This window comes from uncultured Intestinimonas sp. (assembly GCF_944387725.1).
In the GTDB taxonomy this organism is placed as follows: domain Bacteria; phylum Bacillota; class Clostridia; order Oscillospirales; family Oscillospiraceae; genus Intestinimonas.
In genome coordinates this window covers 11,933-25,657 of the sequence record NZ_CALXGA010000003.1, presented here as the reverse complement: position 1 = coordinate 25,657, position 13,725 = coordinate 11,933, and the positions used below count along the sequence as shown (strand labels likewise).

General features: G+C 64.2%; 13 protein-coding genes. 4 read left to right on the top strand and 9 right to left on the bottom strand.

Going from position 1 to position 13,725, the window contains the following annotated elements:
• Window positions 1-67 precede the first annotated feature (67 nt).
• The 4 genes from Q0K09_RS00900 to glnA form a co-directional block, all read right to left on the bottom strand.
• The gene (locus Q0K09_RS00900; protein WP_294471718.1) at window positions 68-1,282 is read right to left on the bottom strand and encodes an LL-diaminopimelate aminotransferase; all 1,215 of its coding nucleotides are present in this window, start codon (window positions 1,280-1,282) and stop codon (window positions 68-70) included.
• A gap of 28 nt (window positions 1,283-1,310) precedes the next feature.
• A complete protein-coding gene (gene dapF, locus Q0K09_RS00895) occupies window positions 1,311-2,144 on the bottom strand; it encodes a diaminopimelate epimerase (RefSeq protein ID WP_294471717.1) in 834 nt (277 codons plus the stop codon).
• A gap of 134 nt (window positions 2,145-2,278) precedes the next feature.
• Window positions 2,279-2,818 carry an ANTAR domain-containing protein gene (locus Q0K09_RS00890; protein ID WP_294471715.1) on the bottom strand — a complete coding sequence of 180 codons (540 nt, stop codon included), beginning with the start codon at window positions 2,816-2,818 and terminating at the stop codon, window positions 2,279-2,281.
• 63 nt (window positions 2,819-2,881) lie between these two features.
• On the bottom strand, window positions 2,882-4,213 hold the full coding sequence (gene glnA, locus Q0K09_RS00885) for a type I glutamate--ammonia ligase (RefSeq protein WP_294471713.1): 1,332 nt from the start codon (window positions 4,211-4,213) through the stop codon (window positions 2,882-2,884).
• Window positions 4,214-4,564: 351 nt separating this feature from the next.
• Between glnA and Q0K09_RS00880 the strand changes: the two genes are divergently transcribed.
• The gene (locus tag Q0K09_RS00880) at window positions 4,565-5,884 is read left to right on the top strand and encodes an Ig-like domain-containing protein (protein WP_294471712.1); all 1,320 of its coding nucleotides are present in this window, start codon (window positions 4,565-4,567) and stop codon (window positions 5,882-5,884) included.
• Window positions 5,885-5,956: 72 nt separating this feature from the next.
• Here Q0K09_RS00880 and Q0K09_RS00875 read toward each other — a convergent pair whose 3' ends face one another.
• Window positions 5,957-6,634, bottom strand: coding sequence for a FadR/GntR family transcriptional regulator (locus Q0K09_RS00875; RefSeq protein WP_294471710.1), 678 nt, complete (start codon window positions 6,632-6,634; stop codon window positions 5,957-5,959).
• A gap of 105 nt (window positions 6,635-6,739) precedes the next feature.
• On the opposite strand from Q0K09_RS00875, the gene ilvD reads away from it, so the two are divergent.
• Window positions 6,740-8,401 carry a dihydroxy-acid dehydratase gene (gene ilvD / locus Q0K09_RS00870; protein WP_294471708.1) on the top strand — a complete coding sequence of 554 codons (1,662 nt, stop codon included), beginning with the start codon at window positions 6,740-6,742 and terminating at the stop codon, window positions 8,399-8,401.
• A gap of 207 nt (window positions 8,402-8,608) precedes the next feature.
• On the opposite strand, the gene Q0K09_RS00865 is transcribed toward ilvD, so the two are convergent.
• Window positions 8,609-8,998: a hypothetical protein gene (locus Q0K09_RS00865; RefSeq protein ID WP_294471707.1), complete on the bottom strand. Its 390-nt coding sequence runs from the start codon at window positions 8,996-8,998 to the stop codon at window positions 8,609-8,611.
• A 556-nt stretch (window positions 8,999-9,554) separates the two neighbouring features.
• Here Q0K09_RS00865 and Q0K09_RS00860 point away from each other — a divergent pair.
• On the top strand, window positions 9,555-10,598 hold the full coding sequence (locus Q0K09_RS00860; RefSeq protein WP_365931075.1) for a glutamate--tRNA ligase family protein: 1,044 nt from the start codon (window positions 9,555-9,557) through the stop codon (window positions 10,596-10,598).
• 65 nt (window positions 10,599-10,663) lie between these two features.
• Here the strand turns inward: Q0K09_RS00860 and plsX are convergent, their stop codons facing one another.
• Window positions 10,664-11,704, bottom strand: coding sequence for a phosphate acyltransferase PlsX (plsX, locus tag Q0K09_RS00855; protein WP_294471704.1), 1,041 nt, complete (start codon window positions 11,702-11,704; stop codon window positions 10,664-10,666).
• An 18-nt stretch (window positions 11,705-11,722) separates the two neighbouring features.
• Window positions 11,723-11,944, bottom strand: coding sequence for a helix-turn-helix transcriptional regulator (locus tag Q0K09_RS00850; RefSeq protein WP_294471702.1), 222 nt, complete (start codon window positions 11,942-11,944; stop codon window positions 11,723-11,725).
• A 76-nt stretch (window positions 11,945-12,020) separates the two neighbouring features.
• Between Q0K09_RS00850 and Q0K09_RS00845 the strand changes: the two genes are divergently transcribed.
• Window positions 12,021-12,242: a hypothetical protein gene (locus Q0K09_RS00845; RefSeq protein WP_294471700.1), complete on the top strand. Its 222-nt coding sequence runs from the start codon at window positions 12,021-12,023 to the stop codon at window positions 12,240-12,242.
• A gap of 177 nt (window positions 12,243-12,419) precedes the next feature.
• On the opposite strand, the gene trmFO is transcribed toward Q0K09_RS00845, so the two are convergent.
• Window positions 12,420-13,718 (bottom strand): methylenetetrahydrofolate--tRNA-(uracil(54)-C(5))-methyltransferase (FADH(2)-oxidizing) TrmFO, encoded by a 1,299-nt coding sequence (trmFO, locus tag Q0K09_RS00840; protein WP_294471697.1) that lies wholly within the window; start codon window positions 13,716-13,718, stop codon window positions 12,420-12,422.
• Window positions 13,719-13,725: the final 7 nt, after the last annotated feature.

Here is a 13,725-nt window from a genome sequence, read left to right as displayed (position 1 = left end):
TTGCATGACCCCTTTCCGGGTTGATTGAAGAAAAAGCGGCGCGCACCGCCGGCGCCGTCCGGCCGTTTTACAGGATGCTCCGCACCCGCTCCACCGCCTGCCGGGTGGCCTCCGCCCCGCCGAAGCCGGTGAGCCGGATGTAGCCCTCCCCGCTGGGGCCAAAGCCGGCGCCGGGGGTGGTGACCACATTGGCCTGCCGGAGCAGCCGGTCGAAGAAGCCCCAGGAGCCGGTCCCCTCCGGGGTCCGCACCCAGACGTAGGGGGCGTTGACCCCGCCGTAGACGGTGAGCCCGGCGGCGGTCAGGCCCTCCCGGATGGTCCTGGCATTCCCCAGGTAATAGGCGATGTGCTCCATTATCTGCCGGCGGCCCTCCTGGCTGTAGGTGGCCTCCGCCCCCCGCTGGACAATGTAGGATACGCCGTTAAATTTGGTGGACTGCCGCCGGTACCACAGCTCGTTGAGGGAGATCCCCTCCCGCCGGAGCTCCTTGGGGATGACGGTGTAGGCGCAGCGGGTGCCGGTGAAGCCGGCGGTCTTGGAGAAGGAGCGGAACTCGATGGCGCAGGTCTTGGCCCCCGGAATCTCGAAGATGGAGTGGGGGATGTCCGCCTCGGTGATGAATGCCTCATAGGCGCTGTCGAAGAGAATGAGACTGTCGTTGGCGTTGGCATAGTCCACCCAGTCCTGGAGCTGCCGCCGGGTGGCCGCTGTGCCGGTGGGGTTGTTGGGGAAGCAGAGGTAAACCATATCCACTTTACGCTCTGGAATGGAGGGCGCAAAGCCGTTCTCCGCCGTACAGGGCATATAGACCAGCCGCTCCCAGCGCTCCGTCTGCTTGTCGCAGCTTCCCAGGCGGCCAGCGATGGCGTTGGAATCCACGTAGACAGGGTAGACCGGGTCGCACACTGCCACCAGGTTGTCGGCGCCCAGGATGTCCCCGATGCCGCTGCAATCGCTCTTGGCCCCGTCGGAGACAAAAATTTCCTCCGGGGAGAGCTCCACACCCCGGGTCCGGTAGTCGTGCTCCAGAATGGCCTGGAGCAGGAAATCATAGCCCCGATAGGGCGGATAGCCCTGGAAGGTCTCCTTCTTCCCCATCTCGTCCACCGCCTGGTGCATGGCTTGGGTAACCGCAGGGACCAGGGGCAGGGTCACATCCCCGATGCCCAGGCGGATGAGTTCCCGCTCCGGGTGCTCCTGGCTGTAGGCCGCCACCCGGCGGTCAATCTCCGCAAAGAGGTAGCTGCCCGGCAGCTTCAAAAAGTTGTCATTGATACGCACACGAAAACCTCCTTGTTTTGTGCTTCTGTCAATCCGGCCACTGGCCCTCGAAGACGGTCACCGCCGGCCCCGTCAGGTAGATATGGCCGTCCGCCCGGTCCCAGCGGATGGTGAGGACGCCCCCCGGCAGCACCACGGCGGCCGCCGGACCGGCATAGCCGTTGAGGACCGCCGCCGCCAAGGCGGCGCAGGCCCCGGTGCCGCAGGCCAGGGTCTCCCCGCTCCCCCGCTCCCACACCCGCATACGGAGGGTGTTCTGGTTCTCCACCTGGACAAACTCCGTATTGATTCGCTGGGGAAAGCTGGGGTGGCCCTCAAAGGCGGGCCCCAGCTCAGCCAGCGGCAGACGGGACACGTCGGGGACAAAGACCACGGCATGAGGGTTGCCCATGGAGAGACAGGTGACCTTCCACGCCCGGCCTCCTACCACCATGGGCCGGGCGATGAAGTCCCGGCCGGCGTCCTCCACCGGGATGTGCGCCGGGTCCAGGATGGGCGCGCCCATATCCACGGTGACTGCGGCCACTTTTCCCGCCTCGGTCTGGAGCTCCAGGCCCCTGGGGCCCGCCGGGGTCTCGATGGTCAAGTGGGTCTGGTCTGTAAGGCCCTTATCGTAAAGGAATTTCCCTACACAACGGATGCCGTTGCCGCACATCTCCCCCTGGGAGCCGTCAGCGTTGAACATGACCATGCGGAAGTCCGCCCGGTCCGACGGACAGATGCAGATGAGCCCGTCAGATCCCACCCCGAAATGCCGGTCGGAGAGCCGCCGGGCCAGTCCCGGCAGGTCCTCCGGCGTTCTTTGGGTGCAGTCGAGATACACATAGTCGTTGCCCAGCCCCTGCATTTTTGTAAAGCGCAAAGCAGTTCGCCCTCCCCGCCGCCTGTCTCACGGGCCCCCGCCCGCCCCAGGGGACGCGGACGGCGGCAGCCGTGTTGGGTTGGGCTGCCGCCGGGGCGGGGTGAGACATCATCGTCTGACGAACTATATGCTTCTCACTGACCGCCCAATACCAGCTTTGCGGTTTGAACCATCCTGGCTCCAGAATCCATACTCTTTTTCTGCAAAAAACGGTGGGCCTGCTCCTCCGTCATGCCATGCCGGTCCATGAGGAGCTCCTTGGCCGTCTGGATGATGCTCCGCTCCTCCTCGGTCCGCTGGGGCCGGACGAATTTCTCCAGCCGGTGCCCGATCTGAATGAGCATCCGCACTGAGGCGATGAGATCCCCCCGGCTCACCGGCGAGGCCAGACGGAAGATGTCCTCGTTCTGGCACAGGTCCAGAAGCCCCTGGACCGCCACCATCAGCATGGCGCAGGAGGTGGGCAGGTCCTCGAAGAGGTCCTGGGCCGTCTGGTCCGGGAGCTTGAAGCCGCAGATCACGGTAGTAATCCGTTGGTGGCTCACGGTCCGCTTGACCTCGGCGGCGGAGCGGCAGATGACGCAGTCGGCGGTGCCGCTGCTCTCCAGGATCTCCCGGATGCGCTCGCAGCTCTTTTCGCTCTCAAAGGCCACAATGACACTCTCCAGCTTCAACTTCCCTCCACTCCTCTCTGCCGGGCCGGCGCGGGCCCGGCGCTATTCCACAGGGGCGGGGGCTTAATAGTTGATGATGTACTTCTCCCGCTCCCAGGAGCTCACGCGGGTGCGGTACTCATCCCACTCCTTCTTCTTGCCCTCGATAAAGTTGGTGGCCACGTGATCGCCCAGGGTGTCCAGGATGAGCTGGTCGGCCTCCAGGGCCTTAATGGCCTCCTCCAGGGAGCCGGGCAGGCTGTCGATGCCGTGGGCCTGCCGGGTGGCCTGGTCCATGGCGAAGATGTTCTCGGTGATCTCCGCCGGGGGGACCATGCCCTTCTCAATGCCGTCCAGGCCGGCGGCCAGGCAGACCGCCAGAGCCAGATAGGGGTTGCAGGAGGGGTCGGGGCTGCGGAGCTCCACCCGGGTGGACTGGCCCCGGGCGGCGGGGATGCGGATGAGGGCGGATCGGTTGGAGGCGGACCAGGCAAGGTAACAGGGGGCCTCATAGCCGGGTACCAGCCTCTTGTAGGAGTTGACCAGGGGATTGGTGACGGCGGCGAAGCCCTTCACATGGGCCAGCAGGCCGGCAATAAAGCTATAGGCATCCTTGGACAGGCCCTTCTCCCCATTGGGATCGTAGAAGACGTTCTTGCCGTCCCGGAAGAGGGACATGTTGGTGTGCATCCCGGAGCCGTTGATGCCGAAGATGGGCTTGGGCATGAAAGTGGCGTGGAGGCCGTTCTTCTGGGCCAGGGTCTTCACCGCCAGCTTGAAGGTCATGATGTTGTCGGCGGTGTGGAGGGCCTCCTCATACTTAAAGTCAATCTCGTGCTGGCCCTCGGCCACCTCATGGTGGCTGGCCTCAATCTCAAAGCCCATCTGCTCCAGGGCCAGGCAGATCTCCCGGCGGGTGCCCTCGCCGTGGTCCAGGGGGCCCAGATCGAAATAGCCGGCCTCGTCGTTGGTCTTGGTGGTGGGCTTGCCCTCGTCATCGGTCTGGAAGAGGAAGAACTCAGCCTCGAGGCCCACGTTGAAGGCGTCGAAGCCCATATCCCTGGCCTTCTGAATCACCCGCTTGAGCACATACCGGGGGTCGCCCATAAAGGGGCTGCCGTCGGGGTTGTGGACGTCGCAGATCAGCCGGGCCACCTTGCCGTGGCTGGGCCGCCAGGGAAAGACCCGGAAGGATTTCAGGTCGGGATAGAGGTACTGGTCGGACTCGTCGATGCGGACGAAGCCCTCGATAGAGGAGCCGTCGAACATGATCTTGTTGTCAACCGCCTTTTCGATCTGGGAGGCGGTGATGGCCACGTTTTTGAGCTGGCCGAAGATGTCGGTGAACTGGAGGCGGACAAACTCGATGTCCTCTTCCTTGACTCTGCGGATGATGTCTTCCTTGGTGTGTGCCATTGCGGATTTCCCCTTTCGATTTCTCAAAATCGCTGTGGCTGCCATGCGGTGATAATAAAGAAGGCGCTCCGCCCGCCCGGGTGGAACGCCTTCGTTCGCAACTGTTGTCTTGAAGTATAATCACTTTCCGGCCCTCTGTCAAGAGAAAATCGCACCATTTTCCGCTTTTTGTGGCAAACGGCAGGAATCTCCCCGAGGGAGGTCCCTCTTTTATCTATTTCCTGCAGGGTCCTGTCTCCCGCTCCATGGATTTGCCGTAAATTTCTGAGTAAATTGGAATATTCTCACGCGGAGCGTCAAGAATAAGAGCACAGCCTGACCCATGTTGATGTCGATAAGGAGGTCTTACTTTTGAAACACTCCCGCCCTCTGCGCCGGGCCGCCTTGCTGGCCCTGATGGCCGCCCTCGCCGTGACCATGGCCCTGCCCGCCTCGGCCCAGCTCACCGCCGGGGATCCGGAGGCCCCCGCCGTGGCCACCTTCGCCAAAAACGGCACGGTGGCCGACGTGTTCTCCTTCTCCCCCGCTGACTTTCTGGTGGAGTCCGGGGAGACAGCCCTGGACTCCATCGTGCTCACCTCTCTGCCGGACTCCAACGCCGGCGTGCTCACCCTGAACGGCGTGGATGTGGCCGTGGGAGACGCGGTGGCCCTGGGGGATGTGTCCGGCCTGCGGTTCTATCCCAACGCCGCCCCCACCGTGGCCAGCACACGCTTCACCTTCACCCCCGTCTTCGCCGACGGCAGCGCCGGGGAGGATGTGGCGGTGGGGCTCTACCTGCTCACCGCGTCCAACAGCACCCCCATCGCGGAGAACCTGGAGATTTCCACCTATAAAAACGTGGCCGTCACCGGGCAGTTCGCCGCCGTGGACCCGGAGGGGGACCTCCTCACCTTCCGGCTGGTGGATAAGCCCGCCCGGGGGGCTGTCACCCTCTCTGAGGACGGCTCGGCCCAGTTCGTCTACACCCCCTATGAGAACAAGACCGGCAAGGACTCCTTCACCTATGTGGCGGTGGACGCCGTGGGCAACACCTCCGAGCCCGCCACTGTGAAGGTGAAGATCGAGAAGGCCGCCACCAGCGTCACCTACGCCGACATGGAGGGCGTGAGCGCCTACCGCTCCGCCCTGCGCCTGGCGGAGGAGGGCATCCTCATCGGCGAACAGGTGGGGGGTGTCTACTACTTCCAGCCCAATGCGCTGGTGAGCCGGGACCAGTTTGTGGCCCTGGCCATGCACACCGTGGGCCTGGAGGCCCTGGAGGGGGTCACCGTCACCGGCTTCGCCGACGACGCGGCCATTCCCACCTGGGCCAAGGGCTACGTCTCCTCCGCCCTGAAGTCCGGCCTGGTCCAGGGCACTGTCAGCGAGGCCGGCGTGGTCTTTGAGGGAGAACGGCCCATCACCAAGGCCGAGGCCAGCGTGCTCCTGGACCGGATGCTCCAGGTCACCGACGCCTCGGTGACCACCCTCTTCCCAGACCTGGACGCCACTCCCGCCTGGGCCTATCAGGCGGCGGTGAATCTGGAGACCGTGGGGGTCCTCCAGACCGCCGCCGACGGAAGCCTGGGCCTCAGCGACACCCTCACCCGGGCCGAGGCCGCCGACATGCTCTGCGGCGCCCTGGAAGTCCTGGAGGCCAGGGAGCCCAGCGGCTGGCTCCTCTGGTAAAAGCCTGCGGCGCAAGGCCGCCGGACAAGTCTCCCGCATCTGACGCGGGGACTGTCCGGCGGCCTTGCACCGCTATCCCCGCAGACCCATGACATCCAGGCTGTGGAGCATGTGAACGGCCATGGCGTGCTCCGCCCCCTCCCCGTCCCGCCGCCGAAGGAAGTCCAGGAGGAGGGCGTGGTCCCGGAGGGTGTCCTCCGCCAGCTCGGCGCCGTGGCCGCCGCTGGTAATGGCCGCCTCCACCGCCTGGCGGATGATGGGCATCAGCCGGGTGAAAAATTCGTTGTGGGCCCCCCGGACAATGGCGGTGTGAAACGCCCAGTCGGCCTGGGTGCGGTCCTCCCCGGCCCGGATGCGCCGCTCCACCTCCTCCCCCCTGGCCAGGATGTCCCGGAGCTCCTCCTCGGTGGCCCGTCGGCAGGCCAGCCGGGCCGCCGGGGGCTCGAAGATGCTCCGCAGCTCAAAGAGGTCCCGGAGCCGCACCCGAATCCGGTCCAGTGCCCCAAAGCCGAAGGGGTCCAGGGCCTCCGGCCCCCGGGCCACAAAGGTACCCTTCCCCCGACGGACCTCCAGCGCCCCCTGGGCCGCCAGAGTGCGGATTGCCTCCCGGAGGGTGGCCCGGCTGACCCCCAGCTCCCGGGAGAGCGCCAGCTCGTTGGGCAGCTTCTCCCCCGGGGCGAAGCGCCCCTCTGCCGCAATGATGCTGTAGAGCCGCTCCGCCGTCTGCTGGGCCAGGCTCTTTTTTTCCATTCGATTCGCCCCCCGCCGCTTGACATTGCTGTCTCTATCCTATAATATATCGTCATACATTGCAAGAGTTATCAGACAACATACAGAAAAAAGGAGGACCCCGCTGTGCGAAGCGACAATGTGACAAAGGGCGTGGAGCGCGCCCCCAACCGCTCCCTCTTCTATGCCCTGGGCTACACCAGGGAGGAGCTGGATCGGCCCCTCATCGGAGTGGTCTGCTCCCAGAACGAGATCGTCCCCGGCCATATGAACCTGGACAAAATCGCCGAGGCGGTGAAAGCCGGCGTCCGCATGGCGGGAGGCACCCCCATCGAGTTCCCGGCCATCGCCGTGTGCGACGGCATCGCCATGGGCCACACCGGCATGAAATACTCCCTGGTGACCCGGGAGCTCATCGCCGACTCCACCGAGGCCATGGTCATGGCCCACCAGTTCGACGGCCTGGTGATGATCCCCAACTGCGACAAAAACGTGCCGGGACTGCTGATGGCCGCCGCCCGGCTGAACATCCCCACCATCTTCTGCTCCGGCGGGCCCATGATGGCCGGCCGGCTCCGGGACGGCCGCCGCTCCTGCCTGAGCCACATGTTTGAGGCCGTGGGGGCCTACAAGGCCGGCAAGCTGGACGAGGCCGGGGTGGAGGACTACGAGCACAACGCCTGCCCCACCTGCGGCTCCTGTTCCGGCATGTATACCGCCAACTCCATGAACTGCCTCACCGAGGGCATCGGCATGGCCCTTCGGGGCAACGGCACCATCCCCGCCGTGATGTCGGCCCGGCTCCGGCTGGCCAAGCACACCGGGATGCAGATTATGGAGCTGGTGAAGCGGGACATCAAGCCCCGGGACATCATGACCCAGGCCGCCTTCCACAACGCCGAGGCCCTGGACATGGCCCTGGGCTGCTCCACCAACTCCATGCTCCACCTGCCCGCCATCGCCCACGAGTGCGGCATCGAGCTCTCCTTCGACACGGCCAACGAGATCAGCCGCAAAACCCCCAACCTGTGCCACCTAGCCCCCGCCGGGGACACCTACATCGAGGACCTGGACCGGGCCGGCGGCGTCTACGCCGTCATGAAGGAGCTCACCAGGAAGGGCCTGCTGGACACCTCCAGCCTCACCGTCACCGGGAAGACGTTGGCCGAGAACCTGGAGGGCGTGGAGAACCTGGACCCCGACATCATCCGGCCCATTGAGAACCCTTACTCTCCCTACGGCGGCATCGCCGTCCTCAAGGGCTCCCTGGCCCCTGAGGGCTGCGTGGTGAAGCAGTCCGCCGTGGCTGAGGAGATGATGGTCCACACCGGCCCCGCCCGGGTCTTCAACTCCGAGGAGGAGGCCATTCAGGCCATCTACCAGGGGAAGATTGCCGCCGGGGACGTGGTGGTCATCCGCTACGAGGGCCCCAAGGGCGGGCCCGGTATGCGGGAGATGCTCAACCCCACCTCGGCCATCGCCGGCATGGGCCTGGACAAGGAGGTGGCCCTCATCACCGACGGCCGCTTCTCCGGCGCCACCCGGGGGGCCTCCATCGGCCATGTCTCCCCGGAGGCCGCTCTGGGCGGGCCCATCGCCTTTGTGAAGGAGGGGGACACCATCTCCATCGACATCCCCAACTGTAAGATTGAGCTCCTGGTGGACGAGGACACCCTGGCCGCCCGGAAGGCCGGGTGGGTCTGCCCCGAGCCCAAGGTCCAGACGGGCTACCTCCGCCGGTACGCCAAGCAGGTCACCAGCGCGGCCCGGGGCGCGGTGCTGGAATAAGACGGCAGCCATTTTCAAACTGGGCGCAGCAATGCTGCGCCCAGTTTCAGCCTGTACGCGAAAGGGGGGCTCTCCGCCCCCCTTTCACACCATCTGCCGGCGCATCCGGCGCACCATCTATGTGCGGCGCTGTCCCAAGAAAAAGCCGCGCCGTTCAGCGGACAAAAGATTCGCCGGCTGGGTATGCTGACATGGTTCCAACAGGCTCTACAAACCGCTCAAAAAGTCCCTCAGAAATACAATATATAGGACAATGGCTATGGCATATAGGATGATGGCTACAAGGGCGCCCTTTCCCGAGGCTCCGGCCGTTCTCGGCTTTTTCTTGTGCCGCACAAGGAACAGGATCAGGCCCAGCGGCGGGAGCAGGAAGCCCAAAAGCCCCCACAAGAACCCCCCTCTGTCGTTCTCTGCGCCGTAATCCAATTCATACGCGCCGCCCTGTCCTGACTGCGGCTGACCTTTCGGCCCCCCCACCAATCTTGCCGTCAAAAAGTGATCCGGGAATTCGAGCCTGGCCTTGCACACAGGGCATATGTACTCTTCCATCGGACTTCCCTTTAACAGTTTTCCACAATTCGGGCACAGTGCATCCATTTTATCCGCTCCTTTTTAAAAAATGACCATATGCGGCCTTCAAACCATCGTATTTTCGGGCGTCTCCAGTCATGGCTGAGCCTGAGCGCTCTCCATGCCTGGCGTGTGCTTCCATTATAACACCTTTTTCAGAGAAACACTAGGGTTTGTTTGAAAATCATCCACATGCCCAACCGGCGGGCCTTTTATTTGCTGGGCGTCGCAATGCTCCCTTGAAATCCGTCAGGATTCCTGCGGTCTCATTGCTTGCCAGCGGACAAAATCCCTCCCCGCTGGGCACATTGCTGTTTTTAAACAAGCCCTTAGCCTAATTGTTCTTACTTAAAATGGAAACGGTCTCTTCATGGCCGGAAACAGCGCATGGCAGACGGAAAAGCGCCCGGAAAGACCATGCCTCCATGTGATGCACATTTTGTGAGACAGGCATGTGGGGGTTGCCGCTTTTGGGTTTGTGTGGTACACTGTCCCAAATTGGGCGTGCTGATGATTTTCAAACAAGCCCTGACCGGATGGAGCGCCAGAGTCCGCCGGCGTGCGCGAACAGGAGGGAGATATGATGCCGGATAAAGGCCGCTTTGCCCCCAGCCCCAGCGGGCGGATGCACCTGGGGAACGCCTTTTCCTTCCTGCTCTCCTGGCTGGATGCCCGTTCTGCCGGGGCCGGTTTGGTTTTGCGGATGGAGGACCTGGACCCGGACCGGACCGGACCGCCCTGGACCGGCCTTCTGGTGGAGGACCTGCGGTGGCTGGGTCTGGACTGGGATGAGGGCTATGGCGTGGGTGGGCCCCTCGGCCCCTACTGCCAGAGGGAGCGGACCGCCCTCTATGAGGCGGCCTTCCGGCGGCTCCAGGCCCAGGAGGATATCTATCCCTGCTGGTGCAGCCGCCACCAGCGGCTGGCCGCCTCGGCCCCTCATCCGGGAGAGGTCCGGGACCTGGGCCGCTGTCCCTGCCGGAAGCTCTCCCACGCGGAGCGGGAGCGGCGGACGCTGGTGAAGGCGCCGGCCTGGAAGGCGGCGGTATCCCATCAGTTGATCGCCTTCCAGGACCTCCTCCAGGGGCCCCAGTCCTTTGATCTGTCCCGAGACTGCGGGGACTTTGTGGTCCGCCGGGCCGATGGCGTCTACGGCTATCAGCTGGCGGTGACTGTGGACGACGCCCTCATGGGGGTCACCCGGGTGGTCCGGGGTCGGGACCTGCTGGATTCCGCCGCCCGGCAGCTCTGGCTGATGGAGCGGCTGGGGTACGCTGCCCCGGTCTACGCCCATGTCCCTCTGCTGCTGGCCGGGGACGGCCGCCGCCTGGCCAAACGGGAGCGGGACCTGGACTTTGGGGAACTCCGGGCGCGGCGGACCCCGGAGGAGGTGCTGGGCCTCCTGGCCGCCCTGGCGGGGCTGCTGGAGAGGCCGGAGCCTGTGAAGGCGGCGGAGCTCTCCTTCTCCTGGGACCGGGTGGTTCGGGAGGACTGTATCGTGGATGCGGACCAACCATCTGAAAGCCGTCCCCTTAGAATTGGGGAGGGTCAAACAGACCCTCAGCACCCTTCAAAGCATATTCAAACCTCCACACCCAGTTGCTCCAGCGCGGAGGGAACCATATGAGCCGGTTTGATTGCCTGGAAAGAGAAAACGGCATGATCCCAAACGGATCATGCCGTACCGATGCCTTATGCCTCCTGCTGAGCGGAGGGTTTTTCCAGGCGCATATGGTCGATGTTCTCCACAATGTCCTCAATGATGCCGGAGGAGGCGAAGGCGGCGGCCTGCCGGATGGCGTTTTTGATGGCGTAGTCGTTGGAGGAGCCATGGGCCTTGATGACAGGCTTGGAGATGCCCAGCAGGGCGGTCCCCCCCACCTCGCCGGGGTCCATGCGCTTCTTGAAGCCCATCAGCCCGTCCTTGACGCACAGGGCCCCCAGCTTGGTCACCAGGCTCTTTTTGAACATGGCCTTGAGCTCCTGGGCCAAAAAACCCCCCACACCCTCCATGGTCTTGAGGAAGATGTTGCCGGCGTAGCCGTCGGCCACGATGACATCCACCTCCCCATAGACGGCCTCCCGGGCCTCCACGTTGCCGGTGAAGTGGATGCGCCCCTCCTCTCCGGCCTTTTGCAGCAGGTCGTAGGCCTCCCGCTGGAGGTCGGTGCCCTTGGAGGGCTCGGCGCCGATGTTCAGCAGCCCCACCCGGGGCTCCGGGCGGCCTAAGATGCGTTCGGCGTAGTAGGATCCCATGTAGGCGAACTGGAGCAGGTATTCCGGGGTGCACTCGGCGGTGGCGCCAGCATCGATGAGGATGGACCCCCCCTTGCCCGTGGGGACCACCGGGGCCAGGGCCGCCCGGCGAATGCCCTTGACCCGCTTAATCATCAGCGTGGCGGCGGAGAGCAGGGCCCCGGTGCTGCCGGCGGAGACGAAGGCCTCCCCCCTCCCCTCCCTGAGGAGGTTGAGGCCCACGGTGAGGGACGAGTCCTTCTTCTCCTTGAAGGCGGTGGCGGGGTTGTCGCACATCTCCACCACCTGATCGGCGTGGGCGATCTCCAGCCCAGCGGGGAGGGTCTCCATGCCATCCTCCTTCAGACAGCAGAGAATCTCCTCTCCCCGTCCCACCAGGATCACCTCCACCCCCTGCTCCCGGACGGCGGCCAGGGCCCCCCGGACGTTGCTCTGGGGGGCGTTGTCGCCGCCCATGGCGTCTACGATGATCTTCATGTCAGTTCCTCTTTTCTCTCAGTTTTCCTCGTCCTTGAGGCCCAATAGATAGTCGGCGGAGACGCCGAAATAAACACACAGATGATACAGCCTGGGCATTGTTGTAGCGGAGTTGCCCCTCTCCATATCACCAATCTGTGTACTGGAAACCCCCAGCACCTTTGCCAAAGCGGTGGCACTGATGCCCTTTTCCTTTCTCAGCTTCTCCAGTCTGGAACCAAAAATTTTATAATCAAACATGGCTTCCCCCTTGATATTTCAGATTTAATCTGATATTATATTTTCAGATAAACTCTGAAGGCGAGGTCTTTCCCTGATGGACTATCTAAAATTGCTATTCTTTCAGGCTTTGGAGTCCGGAGAGATTAACTTTTCCAAAATGGAGGGCTATGAAGGCGCGTTTCGCGCCCTACAGTCCCGGCTGGACCAGGAGGAAGCTCTGGGGGAACTGGTTTTCCGCCGGGCCATTCTGGAAAATAAATGCTGTTCTCGAAGCGGGTTTCTGGCTGCCGTCCGGCTGTTCCTTCAAGAGGTTTAGGGCTTGTTTGAAAATTGGCGATGTGTCCGGCAGCGAGGGATTTTGGGCCGCTGGCAAGCAATTTTTTCGCAGGAATCCTGGCGGATTTCAAGGAAAAATTGCGCCGTCCAGGGGGCAAAAGACCCGCTGATTGGGCATGTTGACATTTTTCAAACAAGCCCTAGGGCCTGACGCACCTCAGATTTCCAGCTCCGCCAGGGCCTCCAGGGCCCGGCGGGAGAGTTCGGCGTTCTTGTTCCGCTTGCCCTTGACCTTATAGCCCAGGGGCGGGAGGATGCCGAAATTGATGTTCATGGGCTGGAACTGCTCCACACTCTCATTGGAGACATAGAGGGCCAGGGCCCCCAGGGCGGTCTCCTGAGGAAAGTCCACAGGGGGCTGTCTCAGCAGGCGGCGGGCCAGCTCCACCGCCGCCGCGAAGCCGCTGGCGGTGGACTCCACATAGCCCTCCACGCCGGTGATCTGCCCGGCGAAGCTCACCCGGGGAAGGGCCTTCAGCCGGTAATAGCGGTCCAGCAGCCGGGGGGAATCCAGGTAGGTGTTCCGGTGCATGACCCCGTAGCGGACAAACTCCGCGTGGGCCAGGGCGGGAATCAGGGAGAACACCCGCCTCTGCTCCGGCCACTTCAAATGGGTCTGGAAGCCCACCAGATTGTAGATGGAGCCCTGGGCGTTGTCCTTGCGAAGCTGGACCACGGCGTAGGGCTCCTCCCCTGTCCGGGGGTCCCGGAGGCCCTTGGGCTTCAGGGGCCCGTACCGCAGGGTGTCCACCCCCCGCCGGGCCATGACCTCCACGGGCATACAGCCCTCGAAGACCTTCTGGTCCTCAAAGCCGCGGACCTCCGCCTCCTGGGCGGTGGTCAGGGCCTTCCAAAAGGCGGCGTACTCCTCCTGGTCCAGGGCGCAGTTGATGTAGTCCGCCGTCCCCTTGTCATACCGGGAGGCGAACCAGGCCCGGTCCATGTCCAGGCTCTCGAAGGTCACCAGGGGGGCCGCCGCGTCAAAGAAGCTGAGATAGTCGGCGTGGACCAGCTCCCGGATGGCTCCGGCCAGGGCGTCGGCGGTCAGGGGGCCGGAGGCCACGATGACCTCCCCCTCCCCCGGAATCCGGGTGACCTCCCCCTCTGTCACGGTGATGAGGGGATGGGCCCTGACCCGCTCCGTGACGGCCCGGCTGAACCCCTGCCGGTCCACGGCCAGGGCGCCACCGGCCTCCACCCGGTGGGCGTCGGCGCAGGAGAGGATCAGGGAGCCGCAGCGGCGCAGCTCCTCCTTCAAGAGCCCCACGGCGTTCTCCAGCTGGTCGGACCGCAGAGAGTTGGAGCAAACCAGCTCCCCGAAATCGGGGCTGTGGTGGGCCGGGGTCATTTTGTGGGGCTTCATCTCCCGGAGCTCCACCGGGATGCCCCGCCGGGCCAGCTGCCAGGCCGCCTCGCAGCCTGCCAGGCCCGCCCCGATGACGATGACCGGTTCCATGGGCGTC

Excerpts from the sequence above, each read along its gene's own strand:
- Q0K09_RS00865 (WP_294471707.1), bottom strand. The coding sequence starts at position 8,998 with ATGGATGCACTGTGCCCGAATTGTGGAAAACTGTTAAAGGGAAGTCCG.
- Q0K09_RS00860 (WP_365931075.1), top strand. The coding sequence starts at position 9,555 with ATGCCGGATAAAGGCCGCTTTGCCCCCAGCCCCAGCGGGCGGATGCAC.
- plsX (WP_294471704.1), bottom strand. The coding sequence starts at position 11,704 with ATGAAGATCATCGTAGACGCCATGGGCGGCGACAACGCCCCCCAGAGC.
- Q0K09_RS00850 (WP_294471702.1), bottom strand. The coding sequence starts at position 11,944 with ATGTTTGATTATAAAATTTTTGGTTCCAGACTGGAGAAGCTGAGAAAG.
- trmFO (WP_294471697.1), bottom strand. The coding sequence starts at position 13,718 with ATGGAACCGGTCATCGTCATCGGGGCGGGCCTGGCAGGCTGCGAGGCG.
- Q0K09_RS00875 (WP_294471710.1), bottom strand. The coding sequence starts at position 6,634 with ATGGAAAAAAAGAGCCTGGCCCAGCAGACGGCGGAGCGGCTCTACAGC.
- glnA (WP_294471713.1), bottom strand. The coding sequence starts at position 4,213 with ATGGCACACACCAAGGAAGACATCATCCGCAGAGTCAAGGAAGAGGAC.
- Q0K09_RS00845 (WP_294471700.1), top strand. The coding sequence starts at position 12,021 with ATGGACTATCTAAAATTGCTATTCTTTCAGGCTTTGGAGTCCGGAGAG.